14 protein-coding genes are annotated in these 14,467 nt (G+C 41.0%); 8 read left to right on the top strand and 6 right to left on the bottom strand.

Annotated features, from left to right (window positions below):
• Positions 1-156 precede the first annotated feature (156 nt).
• Together B3Y13_RS04325 and B3Y13_RS04320 are read left to right on the top strand one after the other, a co-directional pair.
• A complete protein-coding gene (locus B3Y13_RS04325; RefSeq protein WP_296031552.1) occupies positions 157-462 on the top strand; it encodes a type II toxin-antitoxin system RelB/DinJ family antitoxin in 306 nt (101 codons plus the stop codon).
• Entirely contained in the window at positions 459-743 is a 285-nt protein-coding gene (locus B3Y13_RS04320; RefSeq protein WP_296692887.1) for a type II toxin-antitoxin system YafQ family toxin, read from the top strand. Before B3Y13_RS04325 ends, B3Y13_RS04320 begins: the two co-directional genes overlap by 4 nt.
• A gap of 60 nt (positions 744-803) precedes the next feature.
• Here B3Y13_RS04320 and B3Y13_RS04315 read toward each other — a convergent pair whose 3' ends face one another.
• Together B3Y13_RS04315 and B3Y13_RS04310 are read right to left on the bottom strand one after the other, a co-directional pair.
• Complete coding sequence (locus B3Y13_RS04315; protein ID WP_296692883.1) at positions 804-1,136, bottom strand: hypothetical protein; 333 nt, start codon at positions 1,134-1,136, stop codon at positions 804-806.
• Between the two features lie 63 nt (positions 1,137-1,199).
• A complete protein-coding gene (locus B3Y13_RS04310) occupies positions 1,200-1,946 on the bottom strand; it encodes a leucine-rich repeat domain-containing protein (protein ID WP_296692880.1) in 747 nt (248 codons plus the stop codon).
• Positions 1,947-2,192: 246 nt separating this feature from the next.
• Here B3Y13_RS04310 and B3Y13_RS04305 point away from each other — a divergent pair, with 246 nt between their 5' ends.
• Both B3Y13_RS04305 and B3Y13_RS04300 read left to right on the top strand, forming a co-directional pair.
• On the top strand, positions 2,193-3,524 hold the full coding sequence (locus tag B3Y13_RS04305; protein ID WP_296692877.1) for an ATP-binding protein: 1,332 nt from the start codon (positions 2,193-2,195) through the stop codon (positions 3,522-3,524).
• 57 nt (positions 3,525-3,581) lie between these two features.
• Positions 3,582-4,184, top strand: coding sequence for a response regulator transcription factor (locus tag B3Y13_RS04300; protein ID WP_296692874.1), 603 nt, complete (start codon positions 3,582-3,584; stop codon positions 4,182-4,184).
• A gap of 79 nt (positions 4,185-4,263) precedes the next feature.
• Here the strand turns inward: B3Y13_RS04300 and B3Y13_RS04295 are convergent, their stop codons facing one another.
• Positions 4,264-4,899 carry an ECF transporter S component gene (locus tag B3Y13_RS04295; protein WP_296692872.1) on the bottom strand — a complete coding sequence of 212 codons (636 nt, stop codon included), beginning with the start codon at positions 4,897-4,899 and terminating at the stop codon, positions 4,264-4,266.
• A gap of 44 nt (positions 4,900-4,943) precedes the next feature.
• Here B3Y13_RS04295 and B3Y13_RS04290 point away from each other — a divergent pair, with 44 nt between their 5' ends.
• Both B3Y13_RS04290 and B3Y13_RS04285 read left to right on the top strand, forming a co-directional pair.
• The gene (locus B3Y13_RS04290) at positions 4,944-6,008 is read left to right on the top strand and encodes a sensor histidine kinase (RefSeq protein WP_296692869.1); all 1,065 of its coding nucleotides are present in this window, start codon (positions 4,944-4,946) and stop codon (positions 6,006-6,008) included.
• Between the two features lie 85 nt (positions 6,009-6,093).
• The gene (locus B3Y13_RS04285; RefSeq protein ID WP_296692866.1) at positions 6,094-6,531 is read left to right on the top strand and encodes an Rrf2 family transcriptional regulator; all 438 of its coding nucleotides are present in this window, start codon (positions 6,094-6,096) and stop codon (positions 6,529-6,531) included.
• Positions 6,532-6,661: 130 nt separating this feature from the next.
• Here the strand turns inward: B3Y13_RS04285 and B3Y13_RS04280 are convergent, their stop codons facing one another.
• The 3 genes from B3Y13_RS04280 to B3Y13_RS04270 form a co-directional block, all read right to left on the bottom strand.
• Positions 6,662-7,429 (bottom strand): DUF4469 domain-containing protein, encoded by a 768-nt coding sequence (locus tag B3Y13_RS04280; RefSeq protein ID WP_296692862.1) that lies wholly within the window; start codon positions 7,427-7,429, stop codon positions 6,662-6,664.
• A gap of 246 nt (positions 7,430-7,675) precedes the next feature.
• Positions 7,676-8,266 carry an ImmA/IrrE family metallo-endopeptidase gene (locus B3Y13_RS04275; RefSeq protein WP_296692859.1) on the bottom strand — a complete coding sequence of 197 codons (591 nt, stop codon included), beginning with the start codon at positions 8,264-8,266 and terminating at the stop codon, positions 7,676-7,678.
• Positions 8,267-8,278: 12 nt separating this feature from the next.
• The gene (locus B3Y13_RS04270) at positions 8,279-8,605 is read right to left on the bottom strand and encodes a helix-turn-helix domain-containing protein (RefSeq protein WP_296692857.1); all 327 of its coding nucleotides are present in this window, start codon (positions 8,603-8,605) and stop codon (positions 8,279-8,281) included.
• A gap of 382 nt (positions 8,606-8,987) precedes the next feature.
• Between B3Y13_RS04270 and B3Y13_RS04265 the strand changes: the two genes are divergently transcribed.
• Positions 8,988-12,527: a helicase-related protein gene (locus B3Y13_RS04265; RefSeq protein ID WP_296692856.1), complete on the top strand. Its 3,540-nt coding sequence runs from the start codon at positions 8,988-8,990 to the stop codon at positions 12,525-12,527.
• 15 nt (positions 12,528-12,542) lie between these two features.
• A partial coding sequence (locus tag B3Y13_RS04260) for a DNA methyltransferase (protein WP_349681358.1) occupies positions 12,543-14,467 on the top strand: 1,925 nt, incomplete at its 3' end.

The raw sequence follows: 14,467 nt of genomic DNA, 5'->3' as shown, positions 1-14,467 counted from the left end.
TGTCGCTGCACGGCAATGACACTTAATTTTCACGTCTGACAATCACAAAAGTTCAATTTTTACACCGAAATTTCTTGCATTTATAATAATAATATCTTATATTATATATATAAAACATTGTGTTGTTAATAAATTGTAGTGTATCGAGGACGAAAAATGGCGGCAATTACGGTAAATGTGGAACAAAAGGACAAGGAAACTTTCAATTCAATCTGCGCAAAAATGGGAATGAACATCTCAACCGCAATCAATATTTTTATCAAGGCGGTGAACCGCACGCGGACGATTCCTTTTAAAATCAGGGCGGAAGAAGAATACAACGACGAAACTCTTGCTGCCTGCCAGGAAGCGCTGGATATAAGCAAAGGCAAAATCAAGGCAAAAAGGTATGATTCGTTCAAGGAGGCGATGGCGGACATGGATTTGTGCGTTGCAGAGCCTGAGCCGGAATACAAGGCATGAGAAAATACAAGCTTGTTTTGGCGAACTCGTTCAAAAAAGACTATAAGCTCATAAAACGGCGGAACTACGACATAGACTTGCTTGATGAGGTCGTGGAACTTCTGCTTTCCGGCAAAAAACTCCCCGAAAAGTACTGCGACCACCAGCTGAAAGGCAAGCTGAAGAAATTCCGGGAACTGCATATTCAGCCGGACTGGATTCTGATCTACATAAAGAACAAGACGGAGCTGATTCTTACGCTTTCAAGGACCGGCACTCATGCTGATTTATTGAGGATGTAGAAAAAAACAAGCGTTGCTTTTATTCCACAACGCTTGTTTTGCAGACTTTCGGTTTTGTTTTTATTCAAAATCGGCAAGCAATTTATCTGCCTTGTGGTCTGTCATTGAAAGGATAATACCACATTCTTCTTCATTTGCCCTGCGGAACTCTTTCTGAATTCCAAGCGGATTTGCACTTTCCTGATTTTCCGGAATTTTTCCGCGCAACTGTGCGACGGCTTTCATGTAAAGCTGCTCAAGGTTGTAGAATCCCTTTAATTCTTCAAGGTAGCTCTTTATCCGCCTTCTGGTCCGTTCTTCTTTTTTTGTGTTTAAGGTTGAAAGATAAGTCCCCAAAAATGTGACCAAAGAGCCAAGCAACGCAAAGATTCCGCCGATTATTGCCTCTTTCATAAGTGTTTACTCCTATAAAGGCATTTTTATTAGCTACAAAAAAAGCAATGAATAAATCAAAAATTAGAATTCGCCTGTATAACCAGATGCTTTGATTTTTGCTTTCACGGCAAGTGTTAGAGATGAACACATGCTGAATACACGGCTGTCTTTATATTCTATTTTTGTTCCATCAGGAATTTTTACTTCTGACAGTGCCGCACAGCCGTTAAAAGGAATTCCGTTAATTTTTGTCAATGATGCAGGAAGTGTAACAGATTTTAAATTTGGACACTCCATGAACGTGCCGTCAGGAACATAATCATCATAGCCCAAGGATGTTACTCCTTCTTCAACAATGACACTTGTAATTTTTGTCTTTCTGAATGCGTCAGGTCCTGTAAATTTCATGCCTTTTGAAATTTTTATTGTACCGGCAATGTCTGATTCAGCAAAAGCTTCTTTTCCAATTGATGTAAGATTGCTTATATCAATATTGATTTTTCCTTTTACACCTCTGAAAGCGTTGTTTCCTATAACTTTTACACTTTTTGGAACTGTTATTGTGTATGGAGTGTTGCAAGAGCTTTTATACATTGTATGTGGAAAAAAGCGGGCTGCCCACTCAGTTTTTTCACCAATCTGAGTCACTGGCAAGCCTTCAATTGTATCTGGAATTACAACTGTTGTAGACTTTCCTTTGTAACTTTTTAGCATTACTCCCTGACCGTCAGGCGCCATGTCATAGTAAAAGTCACTTGCAGGATTTGTCGCAAAGCAGGTGAAAGTCGTTGCAAGAGCAAGGCTTAAAATAAATAAGATTTTTTTCATAATAGAATATCCTCCGCGTTTATTGTCCGCCGACTTTTTGAGGCGAAACCTCTTTATTCTGGCAAGATTATACAGTCAGAGTTTTTTCTTGTAGTCAGTAAAAACTCACTTTATTCCTGTGAGTTTTCTCTATGGATTTTGCGGTTTTTTGAACTGTAAATTTAACGATTTTGCGGTAAATAGCACTTATATTTTTAACGATTTTGTGTTAATATAATACTATAAAATTAACGATTTTGGGATTTTATGGCATTTAAGCGCAAAATTTACGATAAGTTTTTGGAATGGAAAAAAAACTCGGACGGCAAAACGGCTTTGCTTGTTGAAGGCGCGCGTCGTATCGGCAAATCAACCATTGTTGAGGAATTCGCAAAAAACGAATACGAATCATATATTCTCATTGATTTTACGAAAGCGTCGCAGGAAGTTTTCAAGATTTTTGACGACATTTCTGATTTGAATTATATTTTCATGCGGCTTCAGCTTATCTATCATAAAGAGCTTCACGAGCGGAAAAGCCTTGTCATTTTTGACGAGGTTCAGTTTTGTCCAAAGGCTCGGCAGGCAATAAAGCATCTTGTTGCTGATCATCGCTATGATTATATGGAAACCGGCTCCTTGATTTCGATTCGGAAAAATGTAAAGGACATTCTTATTCCAAGCGAGGAACGCACGGTCCAGATGTACCCGATGGATTATGAAGAATTCAAATGGGCTTTGGGCGACACTGTTACTATAAAACTTTTGCGGGAATCTTTTGAAAAATATCAGCCGCTTGGCGATGATTTGAATCGTACTATGATGCGCGACTTTAGGCTTTATATGCTTGTGGGCGGAATGCCAAAGGCTGTGAGCACTTACATCGAAACAAACAATATGAGGCTTGTTGACGAAGAAAAACGCGATATTCTTCGGCTTTATGAATCTGACTTTATGAAGATTGATTCAAGCGGGAAGGCCGCGCTTCTTTTCAAATCAATTCCGTCTCAGCTTGAAAAAAATGCCTCACGGTATCAGGTTTCTTCGGTCCTGGCAAACCAGCGCAATTCGACAGTCCTTGAGCTTATCTCGGAAATGGAAAGTTCCAAGACCGTTCTTGTGTCTTATAAATCAGACGATCCGAACGCAGGACTTACGCGGACAAAGGATTTGGAAAACTTCAAGCTTTTTGTCTGCGATACAGGACTTTTTACAACCATGGTTTTTATGGATAAGGATTTTACGGAAAATATTATTTATGAAAAGCTGCTCAGCGGCAAGCTTTCTGTGAATCTTGGGTACCTTTATGAAAATGTTGTCGCGCAGATTCTAAAGGCAAACGGAAACGCTCTTTTTTATTACACATTTCTTGATGAGAAATCAAGGCATAATTTTGAAATTGATTTCCTTCTCGCGCGAAAGAACAAGGTTTGCCCGATAGAAATAAAATCGTCGGGCTATAAGACCCACGCTTCGCTTGATGCCTTTTGCGAAAAATATTCGTCCCGTATTCTGAATAAATACCTTGCGTACACAAAGGATTTGGGAAAGGACAAGGATGTTCTCAGCATTCCAGTTTATATGACGATGTTCTTGTGATTATCCCTGTGAGTTTTCTCTGTATATTTTTGCGTCTTTCTAAGATAAAATATGAGAATGATCAGCGTAATCAGTGTTGACGACCATGAAATGATAAGCCTTGGACTTGAGCAGGTGTTTTCGGAAACTGAAGACATCCGGGTCTGCCATTTCTGCAAGACAAAAGATGAGGCCGCAGCGTTCATCGGTTCAAAATCTCCAGAAGAGCTAAGGCGGACGGTCGCGATGGTTGACATAAAGCTTGAAAACGGAAGCGGCTTTGATGCGGCGGACTTTCTTATCCGGCGCGGAGTGAACTGCCTTATGTATTCCTCATTTTCAAACGCGGGCTTTGTTGTAAAAACCATGGAGCACAAAATCAAGGGATTTGTCTCAAAAAATGCCGGCAAATCGGAAATCCTTGATGCGGTCCGGACAGTCGCACGCGGCGGAACCTACATCCAAAAGGATTTAATCCCCGGCATGATGTATGTAAGCTCAATCATGGTTTCCCTCACAAAGAAAGAACGCGAACTTTTGGACTTGATTTCCGAGCATCTTCCGAACGAGATAATCGCCGCTCGTCTTGGAATTTCCAAACGTACCGTAGAAAACTACGTTTCCCGCATTTTCGACAAATTCAACGTGAAGAACCGCTACGAGCTGGGGCGGTATTTGTGAGAGGAAAGCAAATGGCGTTACGGATGACCGTTTATCCAATCAGCTTCAAGGATTTTAAAATTACAACAGGAAGTTTATTTTATGGCTGAATCAAAAACTTACTCTTTGCTGACAGCACCCAGAATCCTTTTCCCCCCCGGAAAACGCCCCAGGCGGCGAATGTGCAGATAAGCCTGTCTGCAAAATTCACAGGAAGGCGCACGGCTATCAGAAGCAGGAGCTTTGAACGGAATCTGTTTTCCCACAAAAACGTAAGAAAATCAGTCTGGCTGCTTGCATGGTTGTACGCTTCCACAAAACTTAAGATGTAGCTTATGATTCCGCCCGAAATGCTCATGACAAGGCACAGCGCGATGCTGAGAACAATCAGTTTTACAAAAACCGCGTGGCCCGTGTCAGTCTTTTTGATGAACAGGATTTTAAAATATCCTGCTGTAAGAGCCGCAAGAAAATGGCAGAGCATAAACAGATGTCCGGGTTCAAGCGTCCTGTTCAAAATAAAGTCAATCAGGTGGTAGAAGAATCCGGCAAGCACTCCCCACCATGGCCCTGCAAGAAAACTGAGCGCCATGATAAAAACCGTGTCGCAAAAAAGAGGCAGATGGTTTATCCAGGCCACAAAGTCGCAGATAAGGTAATCTAAAAGACCGGCAAGAACGCTTAAAGCAAAAAATACAAATCTCTTTCGGCTTGATGAATCAAAATTGAAAATCATGGTTTATTATATCAGCTGTATAAAAAATATGTTATACTCTAAAGATGAAAAAAATCACGGTTTTTATCCTGTCTGCGCTATTCAGTTTTTCAGCTTTTGCTCATAAGGCTCAGAAGCAGACTGAACCGCTTATGATGGAAGGGCTTACTCAAAAGTGGATGGAATGTGAATCGGCGGAGGAAAGTGAATTCAAAAAACGTCTTGAAGACTTTTATGCCGAAGCGCAAAAGGTCTCTCCTTCTGATACCGTGATTTATTATTTTCCGGAAGCAAAGGTCATCTACGAAAACATTCTGGGCGGAATCAATGAAGGCGACAGGCAGAAAATTGCGGAAAACGTTCGCGGCTGGGAAATCCTCCAGAAAAACCTTGCAAGGTTTCAGCTTGAACAGGTCTATTATTCCTACAGGATTTTGATTTTTGTAATCATTATTGCAGTGCTCGCGTCGCTTGTGTTTTCGGTCATGTATCTTTTGTCGTCAAAACTCCGCAAGGAAAATCTTGCCTTTACCGCCCGGATGATTAAAACCCAGGAAGCCGAGCGCGAGCGCATTTCCAACGAGCTTCATGATACGGTCTGTCAGGATTTGGGTGTGCTCCAGTTCCGCCTTAAAGATGAGGAGTCCGTGAGCCTTTGCAGAAAAATCGCCTCCGATGTGCGCGGCGTCTGCTATACCCTTACACCGTCCGATTTGAGCGAAGGAATTCTTGAGGCGCTGATTTCCCTGTGCCATGTCCTGCAGAAACAGAGCGGCGTGGAAATTGTCCTGAGCATTCAGGATGAACTTAAAAACAGTCCGGCTTTTAAGACTTTCCCGAAAGATAAAAATCTGAACATTTACCGAATCACGCAGGAAATTATAACAAATGCAATAAAACATTCGGGAGCAGAAAGTGTAAGCGTGCTGGTCAGAACCGTTGATGAAAAAAGCTTCAAGATTATCGTTTCTGATGACGGAAAGGGCTTTGATTTGAAAAACGCGCTCAAAAAGAAAAATCATTTCGGACTGAAAAATGTTCAGGCACGCGCGGAAGGATTCGGCGGCGGAGTCAGCTTTAACACAGAAAAAGGGGCGGGAACTCAGGTGACGGTCGCAGTTCCGTATTAGGACGGAATTCTGCAATCCGGACATCAACATCCTCCCTAATATTGTAATAATTGAAGTTACAGCGAAAATCTGCTAAAGTTGGCGTATGAAAGTAAGCAGCAAATTTACGGTGGCGGTTCACACTTTGTTGTGCATCCACCGGTTCGGCGGGGAAAGGAAAGTCACTTCAGATTTTATCGCGGGAAGCACGGGCGTGAATCCGGTCATTATCAGGCGGACGCTTCTTTCGCTCAAGGCGGCGGGGCTTGTGAAGGTTGCGGCCGGAACTGGCGGAGCGGAAATTGTCGCGGAGCCGTCGTCGTTCACGCTTTTTGACATTTACAAGGCTTCGGGCAGCCTGGAAGAAAATGTTTTCGGTTTTCACGAGCAGCCGAATCCCGCGTGTCCTGTCGGCGGAAACATCCACAAGATTCTCGACTCGCACCTTGCCGACGCGCAGAAAGCGTTTGAGCAAAGCCTTGCGGCAGTGAAATTTTCTGAGCTTGTGAGGGAACTTGAAGAGGTGGAAAAGCAGAAGAATTAAGAAGCCGCTGAGTTCGTAAAATCAGATTTATATCACCCAAATGCCGAGTTTTGATAAGAATTGTAATTTAAATGTTATAGCATTGTAATGACATAAACTATAAAACTCGACATTTAGACTATTCTGCTTTTTATTTTACCGCGACAATATCCGACACAGCGTAAACAAATGTCTTCTTGTCTTCGTTCCCTTTGCGGCTGTTTGTGCGCAGGATAATCCTGTAGCTTTTGCCGCTTTCAAGGCTTTCGGGCAGGAAGAATTCTAGCGTCCTTGAAAGATTGCGCATTATGGATTCTGCTTTCACCTTGTGCCATGTGCTTTCGTCCTCGGAATAAATTCCGTCCGAGTCGCACTCGGCAAAAAATATTCCGCCATCATCGCCGGAAATTTTCAGCCTGCCACCGTCGATTCTTGCAGCCTTTCCGGATGTAAGAGTTCCGTCCTTAAGCCCCGTAAAAAGGTCAGCAATGGAATCAACCGAAGGGCTTGAATCCGCAATCACTACTCTGTTTATCTCCAGCTTTGCGACCGCCTCGTTAGTTTCCTTTGACGATGTGAACTTTACAAGCAGCTTCTTTATCTCGGCTGTTTCGGCGGTGTTTCCGCTTGTGCCGCTTGCCGCAATGTAGAAAGTTCCTAAGTCCATAAGGTTCACGCTTTCGCCGCGCTGCAGGGCCTCTATTATCTCCGCCTTTATAAGCGAGAGAATGTGCTTTGCGGTTATGGCGTTCACACCGATGTCCTTTTTCTGTGTGCGAGCTATAAGGTTGTCAATCGTAACGTTGCGCCGGTCAAAACGCGCGTAATATTTTCCGCCCTTGTCAAAGTGATTTTTGTACAGAGTGAGATTTCCGCTTCCTTCTATGTCCGAATAGTTAATGTTTGTTGTTGTGCTCATTTTATATATTCCTTGTCCGTTTTGGACTGTCTGTTATAAAAAGGTGAGTTTCCTTTTCCTTGCTGAACAGAATTTCCGCTTTCCGCAAATTTTTCTGTTGACCAGACACGCAAGACAGGAGTATACTTCTGAAATCAGATTTGAAGATTCTCCGTCCGGAGTGTCTTTTTAAAGCCCTTAAGAAATGCCTTACGCACCGCAAATGTTTTCGGCAAATCCTAAGGGCTTAATTTTTTGCTTCATTTTTCATACAGCCTCCTCCAGCTCCTGAGCCAGACTAAATAAATCAAGAATCCTGTTTGAAAGAATTCTTCTCACGATATTCGGGTACTGCCTTATGCGCATGTAGCTGTCAAAGACATAGTTTGCGCAAGTCCAGCCAAGCCCGAATTCCTGCATAAGCTCATCCGGGCAGCAAGGCGAAAGCTTTATCACGAACGGCATGGCAGCCTGCGCATAAGTTGCAAACCGGTTGCATTCCGCTTTCATTCTTGCCGCCGACTTTCCCTGATTCTCGTACAAGTGCCCGAGCTGAATATGGGCAATCTCATACCAGATTGTAAAACGGACGGTGCAAGGCGGAAGCGAATCATTGTAGTAAATCGCATACCTTGACTTTGCCGTCATAACAGAAAATCCCTCCTCGTACTTAGAGGTCATAAATTCCCTGTCCTCATCCGAAGAATCTGAATATTTTACAAGCTCAATTCCAAGCAGACGCGCCACCTCAAAGCAGTCCGCCGGATATTTTTTTATTCCCAAGTCCTCAAAAAGACAATTCGCCTCTTCTTCTATCTCATCATATTCACTTCCCAAAAGCTGAAATGCTCTTTCCATTTTTACCTCGTCTTACGCAAAAAGAATTTTCGCGAACCTTTTGCGCTCCTCATCGGTCAAGACTTTTGCATTGCGCGCGATAAGCTCGAACGCCTGCTCAATTTCCTGTTCCGATGAAAATTTGTGGGCATCATCGCTTTTTCCAGTAAGATAATCGACCGTCGTGCCCAGCGCATTTGCTATGTTCAGAAGGATTGCGCCCTTCGGAACCCTGTCCCCTTTAAGATAGTGGGAAACCGCCCCCTCGCTCAAGTTTGTCGCATCGGCAAGAGCCTTCTGGCTCATTCCTGTTTCCGAAAGCAGTTTGCCGATTCTGTCCTTAACAGCCATGCTTTCCATATTATTTCAATTCCTAATTCAATTCTTGCCTTATAGACGGCACGTCCGCCGCAATTGCCATTTTATTTTGCGGCACTTTCTATTCGTGTTCAGCATTAACCTCCTAAAAAGAATATAATCTACATAGTTGTCGTTGTCAAGTATAAAATTGTCAAAATTTACACATATTGCCAGACCGATTCAACCTTCCTGCTTAAACAGGAAAGACGTTCCGCTTAAAACAGGAAGATTTTTTTGTTCCAGCAGGAAAGGGCTTCCGGCTTGAAGAGGAATGGAGACATAGCTGGAAAAGGAAGAAAATATCTTTTTAAGCAAAGCAGAAAATTTACAATGAAAAAATACCAATAGTATAGTACAATTAAGGTCGGACAAAGCATAGAAAATGACAGGAAACACTTTAATAGACAATTCAGAAAATCTTAAACTTGCAGATACAATAAAAGAAATCTTAAGAAATCCAAAAATCAACCATATTGACATTGCCACAGGCTACTGGGATATTCCGGGAACTGCTGTTCTTGCAGATGAACTCGATGAATTTTTATCACGGGACGGAACAAAACTCAGGCTTTTAATAGGCAAAGACCCATATCTTTTTGCGCAGTACAATAAGAATCCGAAATACAAAGATGCAAAGAACTGGCCGGAAGAATTTATCCGCACGGACATAAACGAAATTGAAGTAAAACCTGAATATGAAAACGCAGTTTCGTTTCTTTTAAAATATCTCGGCAAGGCAGACAAAATAGAAATTCATATCTTCAAGAAAAATGAAAATGAAGAAAATCAGTTTTTGCATTCAAAGTGCTATATTTTTTACGGAAAAGGAATTGCATACGGAATCATAGGAAGCAGCAATTTTACAGAGAAAGGCTTAAAAGAAAACTCTGAATTGAATTACCTTGAAACGCTTTCTCAAATCATTACCGCAGAGCCGAACTGTATAAATGTTTCAAAAGGACATATTTTCTGGTTCAATGAAAAGTGGACTTTGTCGGAGGACTGGTCAAAGGAATTTTTGGAGCAAATTCTTCGTCCTTCAGCAATCGCAAAAAAAGTGCTGGCTGACAAAAAGCAAAAGAAAGAGGCAATTTCAAATTATACGGTACTTTCTCCTTATGAAACCTACATCAAATTTCTTATTGACCAGTTTGATGAAGTAATCAGCTTTAATGGAAAAATCACACCCGATGACTATATGCCGAAAGATCCGAATTTCAAGCGCCTTGCATATCAGGCGGAAGCAGTAAACCAAGGATTCGCAATAATGAAGCAGCACCACGGTTTTATTCTTGCGGATGTTGTAGGACTTGGAAAAACATTTACGGCTCTTATGGTGGTAAAGCGGCATCTGCTTGAGACAGGCTTTAAGAATCCAGTTCTTATTGTCACTCCGCCAGCAATCAAGCAAAGTTGGATAGACTCAATTGAATATTTTGATAAAGGTGAAGTTTCAGAAAAAAAGATTCAGCCGCTTATAACTCTTACAACAATCGGCTGTCTTGATGATGTCAATGAAACAGATGAATATACCGCCGAAAATGATTTTGATTCCACATTTAAAAAAGAAGAATACGGAATGATTATTATAGACGAAAGCCATCGCTTTAGAAATGACAGCACAATAATGTACCAGAAGCTAGATGACCTTATCGGCTCAATAAATCCGCAGCCATATATTGTGCTTCTTTCCGCAACACCGCAGAACAACGAGCCTTACGATTTAAGAAACCAGATTTATTTATTTCAGCGTGAGCACAACCGCTCCACTTTGCAAAACCTCGGAAAATTCGGAAACAAACTGGAGAACTATTTTGCAGAAAAACACAATAACTACAAGGAATATATAAAGAAAGAAAAGACTATTAACGGCAAAAAAATTCCTAAAACAAAAGAAGAACTTGCACATGACAAAGCCGCTCTTATTGCAGACAGCGAAGACATCAGGAAAAGAATAGTAGAGCCTCTTGTAATACGCCGCACAAGGACAGACATCGAACGTTTTTATCAGGAAGACATGAAAAACCAGGGATTAACTTTCCCAAAAATTCAAAAGCCGGTAGCAATTCCTTACGAAATGAACGGAGAACTTGGAAATCTTTTCAACAACACAATAAATATAATCGCCCCACAAGTAAGCCATGTTGATTCAGACGAAAACGGAGAACCTATTCTTGACTTTGGAGCAACGGCAGGAAAAAACGGACTTGGCTATTACCGCTACAGGGCAATCGAATTTTTAAAATCAGAAGAAAACCGCAGACGGCACGAAATAAACAACTTGAGCGTTACAGGAACTTCCCAGCGTCTTGCGCAGATTATGGAACTGCTTTTGGTAAAGCGGCTTGAAAGCTCACAGGCGGCTTTTAAGGAATCACTGCACAACCTGCACCGCTATACAGAAAATATGATAAAAATGTGGAATGCGGACAGGATTTTTATCTGCCCTGACCTAAATGTAAACAAAGAGCTAAACGATGATAATATCTCTAAAAATGGAACTTTTGAGCAGACATTCTGTGTTCTGGCTGAAAAAGCAAAGAAGGCGAACAAGAAAAATTCAGGTAACGAAAATGAAGGTCCAAATCAGGAATACAAACGAGCGGATTTTTTTGACAATTATATAGAAAACCTGAACAATGATTTGCGGCTTATTGATGAGCTTTGCTCAAAATGGGACGTTCAGACCTCAGACCCAAAAATGAGCACATTTATCTTTGAAACCGCAAGACAATTTCTTGATCCGAAAAGAAACAAGAATAACAAACTAATCATTTTTACAGAATGCATTGCAACTCAAAAGGCTCTTGTGCAAAAACTGAACGAAATGCCTATTCCAAACTGCAATGTTCTTTCTATCACTGCAAAAAACCGCGACGATATGAAAGAAATAATCGCTGCAAACTTTGACGCAAACTATAAAGGTGCAAAAAAAGACGATTATCAGATTCTTATCACAACAGATGTTCTTGCAGAAGGCGTAAACCTGCACCGCTCAAATTCAATTTTGAACTATGATTCTCCCTGGAACGCAACCCGGCTTATGCAACGTTTAGGAAGAATCAACCGAATCGGCACGGATGCAAAGAAAATCTGGAACTATAATTTTTATCCATCAACTTTGGGCGACAGCCAGATAAACCTGAAAAACAGGACTTATGTAAAACTTCAGGCATTTCACGAGCTTTTTGGCGAGGACAGCCAAATTTATTCAAATGAAGAGGAAGTGAAACACTTTGACAAAGTAGTCCGCGATGAAATTCAAGATTCAGAGACACCTATAATGCCTTTTATCGCAGAACTGAGAGAATACAAGAAAAACAACGAAGCCAATTACTTAAAACTTTCTTCTATTAATACCAGTATAGTTTCAACAACGCAGTCGAAAAACAAAAAAGCATTTTCTGAGCTTAATGAAACAGACAAAAATAACAGAACTTTACGTTCAACGCTTTATATCTCAAATGAAGACGGAAGCGCAACAAAAGTCAGCCAGCTGGAGTTTTTTGAAACATTAAAACCGCTTTCAACTTTTGAGGGAACAGAGCCAGACAACACACTTATAGAAAAATACAGAAAGTCAGTCATTAACTGCTTTTCCGCAGACAAGCAGAATGCAGAACTTTCAATGAAAAGCAAACTTAGGAAAGGCGATAAAGAAATTTCGGCGGCAATCAAGAAAATAAAATCACTTTATAATTTTGATTTGCCGGAAATCTACGGAGAAAAACTTGATGAAATTTCAAATTCAATAAGAGATAAAAATTTCACTCTGATAAATAAAATTCTGGAAATGGATTTTAATAATGAAGGGCTTGGAACGATTCAGACAGAAGCCGATATTGATTATCTGCACAAATACACGCGCTCTCATTCTTCAGAATCCGAAGTGAACATTGCAATTGAATTTATAGTTGAATAATTTGGAGAAAATATTATGGAAAATTTGCGCTCATTATTTGAAAATGAATATCCAGGAAAAAAAGTTTTATTTGAAAATCTTATAAAACCGATTTTTGTAAAAGCAAATGATACAACACTAACAGATGAACAGGAACTTTCTGATTCAGACAAAAAGCAGATAAAGTCATTCAGAATCATCGCGCAAGTCAGAGGCAGTTTTCCAATAACATTCGCAGATGTTGAGCTGCAGGACAACGTCGCATTAAAAAGAAGCCGAGTTAATATCCAGAATTGCGTCCGCAAGGTCATGGAAAACGATTCAAATGCGCTCATCTTCTTTCATTTTTCAGACAATAAAAAAGAATGGCGTGTAAGCTATGTGAACAAGGCAGACTCCTTAAAAAACAGCACAAGCGCAAAACGCTACACATATCTTTGCGGACCGGAACATTCCTGCAGAACTATTGCAGAAAGATTTTCGACACTCGAAGGACTTTCAACAATTAAAGATGAGAATATGCTTGAAGCGTTCGCTGTCGCCCCGTTAAGCGATGATTTCTTTAACGAATACCGTAAACATTATGCAGACCTTGTTGAATACATAAGCGGAAAACGTTTTGTAAAAAAGGGCGGAAAATTTGTAGAAGAAAAAACAAAAAAAGCAGCCTCAGAATTTGCAAATGCTTTTAACGGGGACGACAAAGCTGTCCGCGATTTTGTAAAAAAACTCATGGGGCGGCTTGTGTTCCTTCAGTTTCTGCAGAAAAAAGGATGGCTGGGTGTTCAAAAAAACGCAAAATGGGAAACCGGCGACAAGAACTTTATCTACAATCTTTTTAAGAATGCGGACAGCTCTGTAAAAAATGATTTTCTTGAGCAGGCACTTGAGCCGCTGTTCTTCAAAAGCCTGAACTGCGACCGCGGAGAAGAAGCCTTTGCTCCAAAAGCTGTATGCAGTATCTACGGAAGCGAAATCAGAATTCCATATCTGAACGGCGGACTTTTTGAGGAAGATGAGCTTGATAAGAAAAAAGTTAAATTCAAGAAAGAACATTTTGAATCTATTTTTGAATTCTTCAATCAGTACAACTTTACTATTGACGAGACAGACCCGGACGATGTGGAAATCGGAGTAGATCCGGAAATGCTGGGCAAGATTTTTGAAAATCTTCTGGAAGACAACAAGGACAAAGGAGCGTTCTATACCCCTAAAGAAATCGTCCAGTATATGTGCCGCGAAAGTTTAATCGCATATCTGGAAACAGAAGCTGTCAAAACTGATGAAGCCGCAAAAGACAAGATAAGAAATTTTGTTCTGAATCACGATGCCTCATCATTCTCCGAAAAAGAAAAGGCGGACATTTTAAAGGCTTTGATTGATGTAAAAATCTGCGACCCGGCTGTAGGAAGCGGAGCGTTTCCTATGGGAATGTTGAACGAGCTTTTGCCATGCGCTCAGATTTTAGTTGAAGAAGCAAAAACAAGAGTTGAGCTTAAAAAGCACATCGTAAAAAACAATATTTACGGCGTGGATATTGAAAAAGGCGCGGTTGACATTGCACGACTGCGTTTCTGGCTTGCGATTATCGTTGACGAAGAAGAGCCGCTGCCTTTGCCGAACCTTGACTACAAGATTATGCAGGGAAACAGCCTGCTTGAAAGTTTTGAAGGAATTGATTTAAGTGATTTAACAACAAAAAAAGCAGATGAACTTTTTGATGACGCAGACGATGTGAAATGCCTTGTAACAACTTTGCAAAAGTATTTTGACACAAGCGACCATAATGCAAAGACAGCGCATAAAGAAGCAATAAAATCAGCAGTGCTTGATTTATTGGAAAAGCGCGGAATCAGCACAGCTGAAAATAAAGCAAAAACAGAACTAAAAAAACTTGACTTGCACGAAAACAGCCAGTTCTTCCTGTGGCACACATGGTTCTACGATGTTTTTAACCGACC

Source organism: Treponema sp. UBA7567, assembly GCF_002476655.1.
Lineage (GTDB): Bacteria > Spirochaetota > Spirochaetia > Treponematales > Treponemataceae > Treponema_D.
This window is presented reverse-complemented; position numbering and strand designations above follow the sequence as displayed.

Bases quoted from the DNA above. Each gene is read 5' to 3' on its own strand.
- B3Y13_RS04275 (WP_296692859.1), bottom strand. From the start codon at position 8,266: ATGGAAAGAGCATTTCAGCTTTTGGGAAGTGAATATGATGAGATAGAA.
- B3Y13_RS04270 (WP_296692857.1), bottom strand. From the start codon at position 8,605: ATGGAAAGCATGGCTGTTAAGGACAGAATCGGCAAACTGCTTTCGGAA.
- B3Y13_RS04310 (WP_296692880.1), bottom strand. From the start codon at position 1,946: ATGAAAAAAATCTTATTTATTTTAAGCCTTGCTCTTGCAACGACTTTC.
- B3Y13_RS04315 (WP_296692883.1), bottom strand. From the start codon at position 1,136: ATGAAAGAGGCAATAATCGGCGGAATCTTTGCGTTGCTTGGCTCTTTG.
- B3Y13_RS04265 (WP_296692856.1), top strand. From the start codon at position 8,988: ATGACAGGAAACACTTTAATAGACAATTCAGAAAATCTTAAACTTGCA.
- B3Y13_RS04320 (WP_296692887.1), top strand. From the start codon at position 459: ATGAGAAAATACAAGCTTGTTTTGGCGAACTCGTTCAAAAAAGACTAT.
- B3Y13_RS04290 (WP_296692869.1), top strand. From the start codon at position 4,944: ATGAAAAAAATCACGGTTTTTATCCTGTCTGCGCTATTCAGTTTTTCA.
- B3Y13_RS04295 (WP_296692872.1), bottom strand. From the start codon at position 4,899: ATGATTTTCAATTTTGATTCATCAAGCCGAAAGAGATTTGTATTTTTT.
- B3Y13_RS04325 (WP_296031552.1), top strand. From the start codon at position 157: ATGGCGGCAATTACGGTAAATGTGGAACAAAAGGACAAGGAAACTTTC.
- B3Y13_RS04305 (WP_296692877.1), top strand. From the start codon at position 2,193: ATGGCATTTAAGCGCAAAATTTACGATAAGTTTTTGGAATGGAAAAAA.
- B3Y13_RS04300 (WP_296692874.1), top strand. From the start codon at position 3,582: ATGATCAGCGTAATCAGTGTTGACGACCATGAAATGATAAGCCTTGGA.
- B3Y13_RS04280 (WP_296692862.1), bottom strand. From the start codon at position 7,429: ATGAGCACAACAACAAACATTAACTATTCGGACATAGAAGGAAGCGGA.
- B3Y13_RS04285 (WP_296692866.1), top strand. From the start codon at position 6,094: ATGAAAGTAAGCAGCAAATTTACGGTGGCGGTTCACACTTTGTTGTGC.